This window comes from Streptomyces sp. YIM 121038 (assembly GCF_006088715.1).
In the GTDB taxonomy this organism is placed as follows: domain Bacteria; phylum Actinomycetota; class Actinomycetes; order Streptomycetales; family Streptomycetaceae; genus Streptomyces.
Map to the genome: position 1 here is coordinate 5,983,472 of NZ_CP030771.1, position 13,990 is coordinate 5,997,461.

Annotated in this window: 12 protein-coding genes; 9 read left to right on the plus strand and 3 right to left on the minus strand. The window is 71.3% G+C overall.

All coding sequences use genetic code 11. From position 1 onward, the window contains the following. The first annotated feature begins 68 nt into the window (after positions 1-68). The 6 genes from C9F11_RS25710 to C9F11_RS25735 all read left to right on the plus strand — a co-directional run bounded on the left by C9F11_RS25710 (position 69) and on the right by C9F11_RS25735 (position 6,380). The gene (locus C9F11_RS25710; RefSeq protein ID WP_138966988.1) at positions 69-1,700 is read left to right on the plus strand and encodes an ABC transporter ATP-binding protein; all 1,632 of its coding nucleotides are present in this window, start codon (positions 69-71) and stop codon (positions 1,698-1,700) included. Then, the gene (locus C9F11_RS25715) at positions 1,697-2,821 is read left to right on the plus strand and encodes an ABC transporter permease (RefSeq protein ID WP_138961468.1); all 1,125 of its coding nucleotides are present in this window, start codon (positions 1,697-1,699) and stop codon (positions 2,819-2,821) included. Before C9F11_RS25710 ends, C9F11_RS25715 begins: the two co-directional genes overlap by 4 nt. After that, positions 2,818-4,080 (plus strand): ABC transporter permease, encoded by a 1,263-nt coding sequence (locus tag C9F11_RS25720; protein WP_138961469.1) that lies wholly within the window; start codon positions 2,818-2,820, stop codon positions 4,078-4,080. Before C9F11_RS25715 ends, C9F11_RS25720 begins: the two co-directional genes overlap by 4 nt. Next, the gene (locus C9F11_RS25725; RefSeq protein ID WP_138961470.1) at positions 4,077-4,469 is read left to right on the plus strand and encodes a cytidine deaminase; all 393 of its coding nucleotides are present in this window, start codon (positions 4,077-4,079) and stop codon (positions 4,467-4,469) included. Before C9F11_RS25720 ends, C9F11_RS25725 begins: the two co-directional genes overlap by 4 nt. A 109-nt stretch (positions 4,470-4,578) precedes the next feature. Next, positions 4,579-5,856, plus strand: coding sequence for a thymidine phosphorylase (locus C9F11_RS25730; RefSeq protein ID WP_138961471.1), 1,278 nt, complete (start codon positions 4,579-4,581; stop codon positions 5,854-5,856). A gap of 134 nt (positions 5,857-5,990) precedes the next feature. After that, complete coding sequence (locus C9F11_RS25735) at positions 5,991-6,380, plus strand: STAS domain-containing protein (protein WP_138961472.1); 390 nt, start codon at positions 5,991-5,993, stop codon at positions 6,378-6,380. Here C9F11_RS25735 and C9F11_RS25740 read toward each other — a convergent pair. Together C9F11_RS25740 and C9F11_RS25745 are read right to left on the minus strand one after the other, a co-directional pair. Next, a complete protein-coding gene (locus C9F11_RS25740) occupies positions 6,291-7,274 on the minus strand; it encodes a sigma-70 family RNA polymerase sigma factor (protein WP_138961473.1) in 984 nt (327 codons plus the stop codon). The two genes, C9F11_RS25735 and C9F11_RS25740, sit on opposite strands and share 90 nt — an antisense overlap. Positions 7,275-7,482: 208 nt before the next feature. Further along, on the minus strand, positions 7,483-8,778 hold the full coding sequence (locus C9F11_RS25745) for an MFS transporter (RefSeq protein WP_138961474.1): 1,296 nt from the start codon (positions 8,776-8,778) through the stop codon (positions 7,483-7,485). Positions 8,779-8,841: 63 nt separating this feature from the next. On the opposite strand from C9F11_RS25745, the gene C9F11_RS25750 reads away from it, so the two are divergent. Together C9F11_RS25750 and C9F11_RS25755 are read left to right on the plus strand one after the other, a co-directional pair. Further along, positions 8,842-9,804, plus strand: coding sequence for a LysR family transcriptional regulator (locus C9F11_RS25750; RefSeq protein WP_138961475.1), 963 nt, complete (start codon positions 8,842-8,844; stop codon positions 9,802-9,804). 258 nt (positions 9,805-10,062) lie between these two features. Then, the gene (locus C9F11_RS25755) at positions 10,063-11,757 is read left to right on the plus strand and encodes an FAD-binding oxidoreductase (RefSeq protein WP_138961476.1); all 1,695 of its coding nucleotides are present in this window, start codon (positions 10,063-10,065) and stop codon (positions 11,755-11,757) included. An 82-nt stretch (positions 11,758-11,839) separates the two neighbouring features. Here the strand turns inward: C9F11_RS25755 and C9F11_RS25760 are convergent, their stop codons facing one another. Next, positions 11,840-12,604, minus strand: coding sequence for an alpha/beta hydrolase (locus tag C9F11_RS25760; RefSeq protein WP_138961477.1), 765 nt, complete (start codon positions 12,602-12,604; stop codon positions 11,840-11,842). A gap of 102 nt (positions 12,605-12,706) precedes the next feature. Here C9F11_RS25760 and C9F11_RS25765 point away from each other — a divergent pair, with 102 nt between their 5' ends. Continuing rightward, positions 12,707-13,900, plus strand: a complete 1,194-nt coding sequence (locus C9F11_RS25765) for an adenosine deaminase (RefSeq protein ID WP_216677391.1) — start codon at positions 12,707-12,709, stop codon at positions 13,898-13,900. Positions 13,901-13,990 lie beyond the last annotated feature (90 nt).

The window sequence follows — 13,990 nt, forward strand, 5'->3', positions numbered from 1 at the left end:
GTGAAGCAGGGGCACACCGCGTGCGCGGCGCAGGCCCCTTTCCTTTAAGTCCCCGAGGAGAGTGCGCCATCGACGCGTCCACCACCCCTCCGTCCGCCGCCACCACGTGCGCGGTGGAACTCACCGGCATCACCAAGCGGTTCCCCGGAGTCGTGGCCAACCACGACATCCATCTGAGCGTCCGCAAGGGCACCGTCCACGCCCTCGTCGGCGAGAACGGCGCCGGCAAGTCGACCCTGATGAAGATCCTCTACGGCATGCAGAAGCCGGACGAGGGCACCATCGCCGTCGACGGCGAGCAGGTCGCCTTCGCCAGCCCGGCCGACGCCATCGTGCGCGGCATCGGCATGGTGCACCAGCACTTCATGCTCGCCGACCAGCTCACCGTCCTGGAGAACATCGTCCTCGGCAGCGAGAAGCTGTACGGCATCGGCGCCGGGGCCCGCCGCAAGGTCCTGGAGATATCCGAGCGCTACGGCCTCGGTGTGCGCCCGGACGCCCACGTCGAGGACCTCGGCGTCGCGGACCGCCAGCGCGTGGAGATCCTCAAGGTCCTGTACCGGGGCGCCACCACGCTCATCCTCGACGAGCCGACCGCCGTGCTCGTGCCGCAGGAGGTCGACGCGCTCTTCGACAACCTGCGCGAGCTCAAGTCCGAGGGCCTGTCCGTCATCTTCATCTCGCACAAGCTGGGCGAGGTGCTCTCCGTGGCGGACGACATCACCGTCATCCGCCGCGGCACGACCGTGGGCACGGCCGTGCCGTCGAAGACCACCCCGCGTCAGCTCGCCGAGCTGATGGTGGGCAGCGAGCTGCCGACGCCGGAGACCGCCGAGTCGACGGTCACCGACCGGCCGATGCTGGAGGTCGACCAGCTCAAGCTGCTCGCCGGGGACTCGGGCCGGGCGCTCCTCGACGACATCTCCTTCACCATCCACGAGGGCGAGGTCCTCGGCATCGCCGGTGTCGAGGGCAACGGCCAGACCGAGCTGATCGACGCCCTCATCGGCCTGAAGCACGCCGACTCCGGGTCCGTCCGGCTCGCGGGCGAGGACATCACCGCCTGGGCGACGCGCAAGCGCCGCGAGGAGGGCGTCGGCTACATCCCCGAGGACCGCCACCGCCACGGGCTCCTCCTGGAGTCCCCGCTGTGGGAGAACCGCATCCTCGGCCACGTCACCGAGAAGCCGAACGCGAAGGGCTTCTGGCTCGACCCCAAGGGCGCCCAGGCCGACACCCGTCGCATCGTCGAGGAGTACGACGTCCGTACGCCCGGCATCGACGTGACCGCGGCCTCGCTGTCCGGCGGCAACCAGCAGAAGCTGATCGTCGGCCGCGAGATGAGCCACAAGCCGCGCTTCCTCATCGCCGCGCACCCCACCCGCGGCGTGGACGTCGGCGCGCAGGCGCAGATCTGGGACCAGATCCGCGAGGCCCGCCGCGAGGGCCTCGCCGTGCTCCTCATCTCCGCCGACCTGGACGAGCTGATCGGCCTGTCCGACACGCTGCGGGTGATCTACCGCGGCCGGCTCGTCGCGGACGCCGACCCGGCCACGGTCACTCCGGAGGAGCTGGGTTCGGCCATGACGGGCGCGGCCTCCGGTCACCTGGAGCACGTGGAGGAACCCGAGAACACCACGTCCGCCGCGGCAGCGGAGGACGTCACGGAAGACGCCGGTCCGGAGGACGAGGCCCGATGAAGAAGTTCGACAAGGAGCGCGTGCTCCTCGCCCTCGCGGGGCCGGTCATCGCGCTCGTCGCGGCCATGGTGCTGACCTCGGTCGTCCTGGTCGCCTCGGGCAAGAGCCCGATCGAGCCGTACAGCCTGATGTTCGAGCAGGCCACCTACTCGGACATCCAGGTCCTGATCATCAATCAGGCCGGGATGTACTACCTGGCCGCGCTCGCGGTGGCCGTCGGCTTCCGCATGAACCTGTTCAACATCGGCGTGGACGGCCAGTACCGCCTCGCCGCGATGGTCACCGCGGTCGTCGGCGCGCACGTCTCGCTGCCGTCCGGGCTCCAGATCCCGCTGCTCATCCTGGTGGCGATGCTCACCGGCGCCTTCTGGGCGGGCATCGCGGGCGTCCTGAAGACCACCCGCGGCGTCAGCGAGGTCGTCGCGACGATCATGCTCAACGCGATCGCGACGAGCGTCATCGGCTACCTCACCCTGGAGGAGAACTTCGGCGTCCCGGTCGGCAACAACCAGACCACCGGTGTCATGCACTCCTCCGGCTGGTTCCCCGGCATCGACATGGGCTCCTCCGGCGAGATCTACGGCTTCGTGGTCGTCGCCGTCCTCGCGGGCGTCCTGTACTGGCTCGTCCTCAACCGCACCCGCTTCGGCTTCGACCTGCGCGCCACCGGCGCCTCCGAGTCGGCCGCCGCCGCGTCCGGCGTCAACGCCAAGCGCATGGTGCTCACCGCCATGCTGATCTCCGGCGCGGTCGCGGGCCTCGCGGGCATGCCGATCCTCCTCGGCGACGTGCACACCTACAGCCTGAGCTTCCCCACCGGACTCGGCTTCACCGGCATCACCATCGCGCTGCTCGGCCGCAACAACCCGGTCGGCATCGCCTTCGCCGCGCTGCTCATCTCGTTCCTCGACAAGGCGTCCCCGGCGCTTGACTACAAGGGGTACGACAAGGAGATCGCGGTCATCATGCAGGGCCTGATCGTGATCGCCGTCGTGGTCTCGTACGAGGCCGTGCGCCGCTGGGGGCTGCGCCGCCAGCAGCAGCGCGTCGGTGAGGAACTCGCCGCGGCCGCGTCCGCAGCAAGCACCAACGACTCCGTGAAGGAGGTGGCCGCGCGATGAGCACCGCCACCGTCACCAAGGCCGCGCCCGCGAAGACCGCGCCGGGCCGCCGCCGCATCTCGCTCCCCGTCCTGCTCCTGATCATCGCGGGCGTGCTCGTCCTGACCTCGGTCGTACGGATGGTCACGGACGCCCACGGCATCACCTCCACCGGGCAGATGGCCGGCGCCCTGCGCCTGGCCGTGCCGATCGGGCTCGCGGGCCTCGGCGGCCTGTGGGCCGAGCGCGCGGGCGTGGTCAACATCGGCCTCGAAGGCATGCTGATCCTCGGCACCTGGTTCGGCGCCTGGGCGGGCTACCAGTGGGGCCCGTGGGTCGGCATCGTCTTCGGCATCCTCGGCGGGGCGATCGGCGGCCTGCTGCACGCGATCGTCACGGTCACGTTCAACGTCAACCACATCGTGTCCGGCGTGGCCATCAACATCCTCGCCCTCGGCACCACCCGCTATCTGTCGACGTACGCCTTCGAGGGCACGGACGGCGGCACCTCCAAGCAGTCGCCGGGCGTGGACTCGCTCGGCAAGTTCTCCGTGCCGGGCCTCTCGGACTGGCTGGTGGACCTCAACCAGAAGCACTGGTTCCTGGTCTCCGACCTCGCGGGCCTGCTCGGCGGGCTGCTCACCGACGTCTCGCCGCTGACGCTCATCGCCATCGCGATGGTGCCGCTGAGCTGGTTCGTCCTGTGGCGCACGTCCTTCGGCCTGCGCCTGCGCTCCTGCGGTGAGAACCCGGTCGCCGCGGAGTCCCTCGGCGTCAACGTCTACAAGTACAAGTACCTGGCGGTCATGATCTCCGGCGGCCTCGCCGGGCTCGGCGGCGCCTTCCTGTCCCTGGTCGCCTCCAACATCTACCTGGAGGGCCAGACCGGCGGCCGCGGCTACATCGGCCTCGCCGCGATGATCTTCGGCAACTGGATGCCGGGCGGACTCGCCATCGGCGCGGGCCTGTTCGGTTACACCGACAGCCTGAAGCTGCGGGGCGGCGGCACGAATGTCCACGCCCTGCTCCTGCTGATCGCCATCCTTCTGGTCATCGGTGCGATCTACCTGGTGTGGCGCAAGCGCTACGTCCCCGCGGCGGTCACCGCGGTGATCTCGGCGCTGATGTTCGCCTGGTACGGCCTCACCGACGAGGTGCCGAACCAGGTCGTGACGGCCACGCCGTACGTCGTGACGCTGCTGGTCCTGTCGCTGTCGGCGCAACGCCTGCGGATGCCGAAGGCGAACGGCCTGCCGTACCGGAAGGGACAAGGGAAGTGACCACCGCTGCCGACTGGGAGGCCCTGCGGGACGCCGCGCGCGCGGCCATGTCCCGTGCCTACGCGCCCTACTCGGGCTTCCCCGTCGGCGCGGCGGCCCTGGCCGACGACGGCCGCACGGTCACCGGCTGCAACGTGGAGAACGCCTCGTACGGGCTCGGCCTGTGCGCCGAGTGCGGTCTGATCTCCCAGCTCCAGCTCACCGGCGGCGGCCGCCTCACCCACTTCACCTGCGTGGACGGCAAGGGCGACATCCTGATGCCCTGCGGCCGCTGCCGCCAGCTCCTGTACGAGTTCGGCGGTCCCGGGCTGCTGATCGAGACGGCCTCGGGCGTCCGCAGCCTCGCGGAGCTGCTGCCGGACGCGTTCGGTCCCGAGAACCTCGACTGAAGTTCGACCGAAGAAGGCCCCCGCCGTTGGCGGGGGCCTTCTTCAACCCCCTTTCTCTATGCGCGTAGAGTCCCGTCTACGCACGACTGTCACTGCCGGAAGGAATGCCATGGACGTCATCTCCGTCATCCGTACGAAGCGGGACCGGGGCGAGCTGAGCGACGAGCAGATCGACTGGGTCATCGACGCGTACACGCGCGGTGCCGTCGCCGACGAGCAGATGTCGGCCCTGGCCATGGCCATCCTGCTCAACGGCATGAACCGTGGTGAGATCGCCCGCTGGACGGCGGCGATGATCGCGTCCGGCGAGCGCATGGACTTCTCCTCCCTGTCCCGCCCCACCGCCGACAAGCACTCCACCGGCGGCGTCGGCGACAAGATCACGCTGCCGCTCGCCCCGCTGGTCGCCGCGTGCGGTGCGGCCGTGCCGCAGCTGTCCGGGCGCGGCCTCGGCCACACCGGCGGCACCCTGGACAAGCTGGAGGCGATCCCCGGCTGGCGCGCCCTGCTCTCCAACGAGGAGATGCTGAACGTCCTCGGCGGTGTCGGCTCGGTGATCTGTGCGGCGGGTGACGGCCTGGCGCCCGCCGACAAGAAGCTGTACGCGCTCCGCGACGTGACGGGCACGGTCGAGGCGATCCCGCTGATCGCCTCCTCCATCATGTCGAAGAAGATCGCGGAGGGGACGGGCTCGCTCGTCCTGGACGTGAAGGTCGGCACCGGCGCGTTCATGAAGACGATCGAGGACGCGCGGGAACTGGCCGCCACGATGGTCGGCCTCGGCACCGACCACGGCGTGCGCACGGTGGCGCTCCTCACGGACATGTCCACGCCGCTCGGCCTCACGGCGGGCAACGCCCTCGAAGTCCGCGAGTCCGTCGAGGTCCTCGCGGGCGGCGGCCCGGCCGACGTGGTGGAGCTGACCCTCGCACTCGCCCGCGAGATGCTCGACGCGGCGGGCCTGCCGGACGCCGACCCGGCGAAGGCCCTCGCCGACGGCTCCGCGATGGACGTCTGGCGCCGCATGATCGCCGCGCAGGGCGGCGACCCCGACGCGCGGCTGCCGGTGGCGCGCGAGACCCACGTCGTGACCGCGCCGTCCTCCGGGGTGCTCACCCGCCTCGACGCCTACGACGTCGGCGTCGCGGCCTGGCGTCTCGGCGCGGGCCGGGCCCGCAAGGAGGACCCGGTGCAGGCCGGGGCAGGCGTCGAACTCCACGCCAAGCCGGGCACCACGGTCACCGCGGGCCAGCCCCTCCTCACCCTCCACACGGACACCCCCGAGCGCTTCGCGTACGCGCTCGAGTCCCTCGCGGGCGCGTACGACATCGCGCCCGAGGGCACGGCGTTCTCGGCGCAGCCGATCGTCCTGGAGCGCGTGGTCTGACCCGCGCGGGGCGCCCCGGGCCGTGGGTATTCAGCCCGTCCGGTGTTTGAGGACGAGGCGCGGAGCGCCGATACGGGGTCCGGGGCGGAGCCCCGGTTTCGGGAAGGGGCGGGGTGGGGGAGAGAAGCGCACCGATGAGTTCGCCCTACCCCGCCGGTCCCTCCTACGTGGCAACCTCTGCGAACCTCATCGTCATCACCGGCCCCGTCCGCCAGGACGACGTACCGGCGCTGTGCGCCGAGTTGCACCACCGCGCGGCGAACGGGCACACCGAAGTGGTGTGTGACCTGCGCGGCGTCACCACCGCGGACCTGGCCACGGTCGACGCCGTGGCCCGGCTGCGGCTCGCCGCCCGCAGGGCCGACGTGGGGCTGCGCCTGCGCGGACCCACCCCGGCCCTGTGGGCGCTGCTGCGCCTGGTCGGCCTCGCGGAGCTATGCGTCGAGGTGGAGCGGGACCCCGAACAGCGGGAACCACCGCTCGGTGTCGAGGAAGCAGTGGAACCCCGCGACCCGGCCCGCTGAGAGCTCGATGACCTGGATCGCCCAGGGCATGAAGCCGCCGTTGTCCGGGTCGGGCTTGTACTGCGCGAACGCGGGCGTGCCGTTCGCCTCCACCGGGAGGAGCCGGGAGTTCGCGCACGCCGCGCCCATCGTCGACATGAAGCCGGTGATGTCCTGCGGTCCGCGCAGCCACAGGTCGAACGGGGGCATCGTCATGACGGCGTCCTCGTGGAGCAGGGCGGTGAGCGCCGCCATGTCGTACCCCTCGAAGGCCTTCACATAGCGGTCGAGGAGCTTGCGCTGCTCATCGTCCAGCGGGTCGGACGTCGCGGTGTCGTCGGCGGGGCGCTCGGCGAGGGTCGCGCGGGCCCGCTGCAGCGCGCTGTTCACGGAGGCGACCGTCGTGCCGAGCAGCTCGGCGACCTCGCTGGCCTTCCAGGCGAGGACCTCGCGCAGGATGAGCACCGCCCGCTGCTTGGCGGGCAGTTGCTGGAGCGCGGCGACGAAGGCGAGCCGCACGGACTCCTTGGCGACGGCCGCCTCCTCGGGGCCGCTGACGGAGGGCAGGACGCGGGCGTCCGGTATCGGCTCCAGCCAGACGTTGTCCGCGCGGGGGTTGAGGGCCGCCTGGGCCAGGGGCGTGGAGGCGGTCAGGTCCATGGGGCGGGCGCGGCGGTTGCCCGCGTTCAGCATGTCCAGGCAGACGTTCGTCGCGATGCGGTACAGCCAGGAGCGGAGGCTGGAGCGGCCCTCGAACTTCTCATAGCTGCGCCAGGCGCGGACCATCGTGTCCTGCACGGCGTCCTCGGCCTCGAAGGCCGAGCCCAGCATGCGGTAGCAGTACCCCGTGAGCTCGACGCGGTGCTTCTCCAGGCTCGCGTCCAGCTCGGTGGTCGCTCCAACGGTCCGGCTCATCCCAACCCACCCCTGTGCCTCTGCCTCGCCGGCGCGGACGCCCCAGCACACCGGAAGCTACCGCAGCCCACTGACAACGGCCTCCGGAGCGGCGAAAACGGCAGTTCACGGGGGTTGTTTGCGCTATGGGCGCGCGCCCGCGCGACGGCCCCGGCCTCCCCGCGCGACCGCCCCGGGCCCCCGCAGCGGACGAGCCCCCGCCGCACCGTCAGCAGGCGCTCGCCACCGGTGTCACGCGCCGCGCCGCCCGCGTCCCGAACAGCGTGATCCCCACGACGCCCACCACCGCGAGCACGCCGAGCGCCACGGTCCCGCCCCAGCCGCCGGAGTGGAAGGCGACCGCGCCGAGGGTGCCGCCCGCGCTGCTGCCCACGTAGTACGCGGACTGGTAGAGCGCGGAGGCCTGCGCGCGGCCCCGCGTGGCCGTGTGGCTCACCGACGAGGACGCCACGGCGTGGCCCGCGAAGAAGCCCGCCGTGATCAGGACCAGGCCGAGCAGCACGAGGAGCACGTCGGAGGAGAGCGAGAGGAGCAGGCCCGCGGCCGTCGTGCTCGCGGCCAGGTACAGCGCGCCGCGCCGCCCGAGCCGCATGACCAGCTTCCCGGCCGCGGCCGAGGAGGCCGTACCGACCAGATAGACGAGGAAGACCGAGCCGATGACGCCCTGCGGCAGCGAGAACGGGGCCTCGGTGAGGCGGTAGCCGATCACCGTGTAGACCGCGCCGAACACCGTCATGAACAGCGCGCCGATCGCGTACAGACGGCGCAGCAGCGGGTTCGACAGATGCGAGCGCACCGTGCGGCCCAGGGACTTCGGGCTGAGCGTGCCCGGCGTGAAGTGGCGCGGCGCGGGCAGCAGCGCGCGGAAGGCGAGCGCGCACAGGACCGCGACGGCGCCGACCACGGCCAGGGCCCAGCGCCAGCCCCAGGCCTGCGCGACCCAGCCGGTGACGATGCGGCCGCTCATGCCGCCGATGGAGTTGCCCGCCACGAACATGCCGATCGCGGCGACCAGGGCCTTGGGCCGCACCTCCTCGGCGAGGTAGGCCATCGCGGAGGCGGGCAGTCCGGCGAGCGCCGCGCCCTGCACCGCGCGCAGCGCGATCAGGGCACCCACCGAGGGGGCGAGCGGCACGAGCAGTCCGACCACGACGGCCACGGCGAGCGAAGCCGTCATCAGGGTGCGGCGGCCGTACCGCTCCGACAGGGCGCTCAGCGGCAGGACGAACAGGGCGAGCGCGCCGGTCGCGGCGGACACCGTCCAGCTCGCGGTGGACGCGCTCACGCCCAGGTCGGCGGAGATCAGGGGGAGCAGCGCCTGCGTGGAGTACAGCAGGGCGAAGGTGGCGACGCCCGCGAGGAAGAGCGCGAAGCTCATGCGGCGGTAGCCGGGGCCTCCGGGTGCCATGCGGGAGTCGCGCGCGGGGGTGGCTTCGGGAGCGGGGGACGACGGGGAGAGGGCGACCGCGTGGGTGGCGGACGCCCCGCTACTGGCAGGAGGCATGTCTCGAACGTAGGACCGCGTCGCCTCATGCGTCCAATGCATGGAACGGCCATAATCCATCCCATGCAGCATCAGCAGAGGTCACAGGCCCGACTGTCGCAGAACAGTGACACACAGGACACGGATCACATCGTGCGGTTGCTCGCCCCGCGCCTGGCGTACTTCGCCGGGGTCGCGCGCACCGAGCACGTCACGCGCGCCGCCCAGGAGCTCCAGGTGCCGCAGTCCACGCTGTCGCGCGCGCTCGTCCGGCTCGAACGGGACCTGGGCGTCGACCTGTTCGCGCGGCACGGGCGCACGGTGTCGCTGACCCCCGCGGGCCGCACCTTCCTCGGCTCGGTCGAGCGCGCGCTCGCCGAGGTCGGCCGGGCCGCCGAGTCCGTGCGGGCCGACGCGGACCCGGCCTCGGGCAAGGTCGCCTTCGGCTTTCTGCACACGATGGGGTCCGAGACGGTGCCCGGCCTCATCCGGGCCTTCCGGGCCGACCACCCGCGCGTGCGGTTCAGCCTCGTGCAGAACTACGGCGAGGCCATGCTGGAGCGGCTGCGTGCCGGGGAGCTCGACCTGTGTCTGACCTCGCCGGTGCCCGACGCGCCCGACCTGGTGGCCCGGCGTCTGGACGAGCAGCGCCTGCGGCTGGTCGTGCCGGACGACCACCGGCTCGCCGGGCGCAAGCGGGTGCGCCTCGCGGAGGCCGCCGACGAGGCCTTCGTGACCCTGGAGCCGGGGTACGGCCTCCGGCGGATCACCGACGCGCTCTGCGCCGAGGCCGGGTTCAGGCCCCGGATCGCCTTCGAGGGGGAGGAGGCCGAGACCCTGCGCGGCCTGGTGGCCGCCGGGCTCGGCGTGGCGCTGCTCCCGCCGCCCGCCGTGGCCCGGCCGGGGGTGGTGGAGCTGACCGTCACCGGGCAGCGGGCGGTCCGCGAGGTCGGCGTGGCGTGGCTGGACGGGCATCCGGACACCGCGCCGGTGGCGGCGTTCAAGCGGTTCCTGCTCAGCAGGCGGGGTCAGCTCCTTCCGCGCTGACACCGGCACACACGGCCGCCCGGCGGAATTCCCCAATCGCCCGCTTATGAATAGGACTTGCCAGTAGGACGAGTTGCACATGCTGCAACCAAATAGGGTTTCACTGGCAGTTCGGACAGTTTTATCGATCGAGGTGTTGCGTCACACCCGTAACGCTGGTCTAGGCTCTGATCGATCATCGTTCGATGGGTCTTCAACTTCCTGTGTGGCCATGCCCGTTGGGGGAGTGTGGCCAGGTGCGAGACAAGTGAGGCATACATGGCAAAGAACGACAGATCCCTGGGTCGTAGATCCCTCCTGACCGGTGCCGCCGCCGTCGCCGGCGGGGCGGCCGTCAGCTCGGCCCTGCCCGCGACCGCCCAGGCGGCCCCGCGCACGGCAGCGGCCGCCGCGGCCGCCGACGCCACCTCCGCGACGTCCGACTACATCACCGTCAGCCCCAGCGACCCGCGCTTCCCCGACCTGGTGCGCGGCACCAACCAGCGCTGGGTCGCCAAGCCCGACTACGTCCGCCTCGTCACCACCACCGCCCAGGCGGTGCGGGCCGTGCAGGACGCCGTCACCGCCGGCAAGCGGCTGACCGTCCGCAGCGGCGGCCACTGCTACGAGGACTTCGTCTTCAACAAGGACGTCCAGGTCGTCATCGACATGTCGGGGATGACCCAGGTCTACTACGACAGCGCCAAGAACGCCTTCGCCGTCGAGGGCGGTGCCTCCAACCTCCAGATCTACGAGACGCTCTACAAGCTGTACGGCGTCACGCTCCCGGCCGGCTCCTGTGCCTCCGTCGGCGCGGGCGGCCACATATCGGGCGGCGGCTACGGCCTGCTCTCCCGGCTGCACGGCCTGACCGTCGACCACCTCTACGGCGTCGAGGTCGTCACGGTGGACAAGAACGGCACCGCCAAGGCCGTCGTCGCGACCCGCGACTCCACCGACGCCTCGCTCAAGGACCTGTGGTGGGCCCACACCGGCGGTGGCGGCGGCAACTTCGGCCTGATCACCCGCTACTGGCTGCGCTCGCCCGGCGCCACCGGCACCGACCCGACCAAGCTCCTGCCGAAGCCCCCGTCCGAGGTCTTCGTGCACGCCACGGCCGTCAAGTGGGCCGACCTGACCGAGGCGTCCTTCACCCGGCTGATCCAGAACTGGGGCGCCTGGCACGAGCAGAACAGCGCGCCGGACTCCAAGTACAACTCGCTGTTCGGCCTCCTGAAGCTGAACCAGAAGGCCGGCGCCAACTCCGAGATCGCCCTGCTCACGCAGATGGACGCCACGGTCCCCGACGCCCAGGCCCTCCTGGACGACTACCTGGCCGCGGTCTTCGCGGGCGTGGGCGCCACCCGCCAGGCCATGACCCAGCGCGCGGGCGAGCACGCGGCCATGCCGCAGTTCGCCAAGCCCCGCACGCTGCCCTGGTACATCGCGACCGACTACCTCAGCGGCGGCAACCCCACGCTGTACGGCAAGTACAAGTCGGCGTACGCCCGCAAGGGCTTCTCCACCACTCAGATCAAGGCGATGTACAAGCACCTGACGCGCACCGACTACAGCAACGGTGACGCGCTGGTCCAGATCGACTCGTACGGCGGCCGCATCAACGCCGTCAAGTCCGGCGACACCGCCGTGCCGCAGCGCGACTCGGTGCTCAAGCTCCAGTACCAGACCTACTGGACGAACCCGGCCGACGAGGCCAAGCACGTGGCCTGGATCCGCGAGTTCTACAAGGACGTGTACGCCGAGACCGGCGGCGTCCCGGTGCCGGGCGACATCAACGACGGCTGCTACGTCAACTACCCCGACAAGGACCTCGGCGACGCCGCCTGGAACACCTCGTCGACCGCGTGGAACAGCCTGTACTACAAGGAGAACTACGCCCGTCTGCAGAAGGCGAAGGCGGCCTGGGACCCGAAGGACATCTTCCGCCACGCCCAGTCGGTCCGCCTGCCGTAAGGCCACAGTTCCCCGCGCCTCAGTGCCCTGAAAGGGGCGCGGGGAACTGCGCGATCAGCCACGACGCACCCGCAGTCGAAACTCAGCCCCGCGACGCCCCACCGAAGCCGGAGGCGAGCGGCATCCGTAACCCGATGGGCGGCGGAGCCGCGAGCGCGTCCTCCAGGGGCCGGGCGAAGGCGTACCCGTACAAGGACCCCTGGACGAAGTTCACGGCGAGGGCCAGCACCTCGTCACGGTGCTGGCTCAGCCGGTGCCCGTCCGAGTGGACCTCGAACCGGCACACCTCCCGGTTCGCCTTCTTCGCCCGCTCCGCGAGCCGGAACGACAGCTCGGGATCGGTCCGCTCGTCGTTCGTGCCGTGCACGATCAGCACCTGCCGCCCCGCCAGCTGCTTCACCGGTTCGGGCGGCGCCGCCACGTCGTCCTCGGGCAGCCACGGGGCGAGCGCAAGCACCGACTGCACGGCGCTGTGACCGGCCGCGCGCAGCGCCGCACGGCCGCCCATGTCGACCCCGGCGAGACACACCGGCACGTCGCCGTAGCGGCGCACCACCTCGTCGGCCGCCCACTCGGCGTCCCGGGCGAGCTGCGCCTCCGCGCCGTTCCAGCCGCTCACGCGGTAGTGCACGACGTGGGCCGCGAGCCCGTCGGCGCGCCCGGCGCGGGCGAGCCGCCGCCCGAGGGGCCGCACCGCCGACGCGGCGAGGAACGACGGCTTGCGGGCCGACGCCGCGTGGCCGCCCGGCAGGAGCAGCACCACCGCGCTCACCGTCGAGGGCCGCGCGGCGATCGCCCGCCCGAGCCCGGCCGTGCGCGCCGGTCGCGATGTCGCTTGCTGAGCCATGCCAGAACAGTGTCAGAAGTCCGTGTGGATGCCACCCGTCCGCCTGGTCACTGTTACGTATCGACCAGTGAGTTCTACGCGCGTAGGAGTTAGAGTGCGGAAATGACGAGCCAGATCAGGAAGATCACTGAAGGAAGCGGTCACACGGGCCGTGGCACCGCCCCGGGAGTCCCGGGCTCCGAGCAGATCCGCCGCGCTCCCAAGGTCCTGCTCCACGACCACCTCGACGGCGGCCTGCGCCCCGGCACCATCGTCGACCTCGCCCGCGACTGCGGCTACGAGGGCCTCCCCGAGACCGACCCCGACAAGCTCGGCGTCTGGTTCCGCGAGGCCGCCGACTCCGGCTCCCTGGAGCGGTACCTGGAGACGTTCGCGCACACCTGCGCCGTGATGCAGACCAAGGACGCCCTCAAGCGCGTCGCCGCCGAGTGCGCCGAGGACCTGGCCGAGGACGGCGTCGTCTACGCCGAGATCCGCTACGCCCCCGAGCAGCACCTGGAGGCCGGACTCACCCTCGAAGAGGTCGTCGAGGCCGTCAACGAGGGCTTCCGCGAGGGCGAGCGCCGCGCCCGGGCGAACGGCCACCGCATCCGGGTGGGCGCCCTGCTCACCGCCATGCGGCACGCGGCCCGCGCCCTGGAGATCGCCGAACTCGCCAACCGCTACCGCGACTCGGGCGTCGTCGGCTTCGACATCGCGGGCGCGGAGGCGGGCTTCCCTCCCACCCGCCACCTCGACGCCTTCGAGTACCTGAAGCGCGAGAACAACCACTTCACGATCCACGCCGGTGAGGCCTTCGGCCTGCCCTCCATCTGGCAGGCCCTCCAGTGGTGCGGCGCCGACCGCCTCGGCCACGGCGTGCGCATCATCGACGACATCAAGGTCGCCGACGACGGCACCGTGCAGCTCGGCCGCCTCGCCTCCTACGTGCGCGACAAGCGCATCCCGCTGGAGCTGTGCCCCAGCTCGAACCTCCAGACCGGCGCCGCCAGTTCGTACGCCGAGCACCCGATCGGCCTGCTGCGCGAGCTGCACTTCCGGGCGACCGTCAACACCGACAACCGCCTGATGTCCGGCACCAGCATGAGCCGCGAGTTCGAGCACCTGGTCGGCACCTTCGGCTACACGCTCGACGACATGCAGTGGTTCACCGTCAATGCCATGAAGTCGGCGTTCATTCCTTTCGATGAACGCCTCGCGATGATCAATGACGTCATCAAGCCCGGCTATGCCGAGCTCAAGTCCGAATGGCTGTTCCGCCAGACCGCCTCCACCAGCGGATCCGTCGACAGCTAAGCGGATTTTGTACGTCAATGAAGCGGCCGGGAGTACCCACTCCCGGCCGCTTTCGGCTGTTTGCGGCCCCAGCTTGAGGGTGTTTAACGT